Below are 1,562 nucleotides of genomic sequence, written 5' to 3' on the forward strand. Positions count from 1 at the left end.
AGGCGGTCGCCGCAGCGGCCGGGGATCGCGGGGGACGGGGCGCGGCCCAGGACCAGGTCGGCGGAGCCTCGGACGAAGGCCGCCGGGGTGCCGAGGTCCAGCCAGTACGTCGAGTCCACCAGGCCCTGGAGGTGGGCTCCCGCCGCGAGGAGGTCCGGGAACGTCTCCCGTTCCACCGACACCGGGCGGCCCGCCGGGATCGTGTCGATGACCGAGCGGCGGAAGACGTACGCCCCCGCGTTGATCTGGTCGGTGACGATCTCCTCGGGGGTCTGGGGCTTCTCCAGGAAGGCCAGGACGCGGCCCGTTTCGTCGGTGGGGACCAGGCCGTAGGCGCGCGGGTCGGTGACCTTCGTGAGGTGGAGGGAGACGTCCGCGCCCGTCGCCTCGTGGGTGTCCACCAGCGCCCTGATGTTCAGGCCGGTCAGGATGTCGCCGTTGAAGATCAGGACCGGGTCGTCGGGGGCCGAGTGGAGGCGCGAGGCCACGTTGCGGATCGCGCCGCCCGTGCCGAGGGGCTCGTCCTCCGTGACGTACTCGATGTGGAGGCCGAGGGCCGAACCGTCACCGAAGTGCGGTTCGAACACCTCCGCCAGATAGGAAGTGGCCAGGACGATGTGTTCCACGCCCGCCGCTCTCGCTCGCGCCAGCTGATGCGTGAGGAACGGCACCCCCGCCGCCCTGACCATCGGCTTCGGGGTGTGCACCGTGAGGGGGCGCAACCGGGTGCCCTTGCCGCCGACCAGGAGGATCGCTTCTGTCACCTGTCGTCTCTGCTTCCTGCCGGGACCGGCCGAGCTGTCCTTTTCGGCCGGCCAGTGTATGCGGACCGTGCACGCGTCCCGCGGACCCTTCCCCGGCGCCCCCACCGTCAGCGGCCCTGGAACCGGGCCGACGTGGAACGGGCCGAGCCGAGCTTGCCGTAGAGCTGCCGTCCTGGGCACTCCGTGGCGAACCCGTCCCGATGGCCGGAGATCACATTGAGTCGTACGTTCTTTCCTTTTCGGTAGAGATTGCCACCACCGGACTTCAGGTATGTCTTGCCGCGCGGATTGACTCCGTAGAGTCCGAGCTTCCATGCGGCGAGGCGGGCGATGGCCGTCACTGCCGCCGAGGACGGTTTGGCGGTGCCGAAGGTTCCGAGAACGGCGATCCCCATGCTGTTCGTGTTGAAACCGAGGGTGTGGGCGCCCAGGACCGCCTTCGTCACTCCCCCGGCGCGGCCCTCGTAGATGGTTCCGCACTTGTCTACGAGGAAGTTGTAGCCGATGTCACGCCAGCCACTGCTCCTGACGTGGTAGCGGTAGATACCGCGAATGACTGAAGGGGCTTGCGAGCAGCGGTAGTTGTTGCCGGAGGCGGTGTGGTGCACGAAGGCCGCCTTGACCTTCTTCGTGTAGACGAACCCCTTCTCGCGCAGCTTCTCGTCGGCGCCCCAGCCGCGCCGGGTGACGATGCGCGGGCGCGGCCCGATGTACGGCTGCGCCTTGCCGCGCAGGGCGACCAGTTCGCGTTCGGTCGCCTGCCTGCTCAGCGCCGGGAGTTCGGTGGCGGCGAGGGGC

The 1,562-nt window shown here is 69.3% G+C and carries 2 protein-coding genes; both read right to left on the bottom strand.

Going from position 1 to position 1,562, the window contains the following annotated elements; genetic code table 11:
* Positions 1-764 (bottom strand): nucleotidyltransferase family protein (locus tag R6V09_RS52765; protein WP_317888498.1); only part of this gene is annotated, 764 nt, incomplete at its 3' end.
* Positions 765-871: 107 nt separating this feature from the next.
* On the bottom strand, positions 872-1,562 hold a 691-nt coding region (locus R6V09_RS52770), incomplete at its 5' end, for a peptidoglycan recognition protein family protein (RefSeq protein ID WP_317888499.1).

It is taken from the genome of Streptomyces sp. W16 (genome assembly GCF_033194735.1).
Lineage (GTDB): Bacteria > Actinomycetota > Actinomycetes > Streptomycetales > Streptomycetaceae > Streptomyces.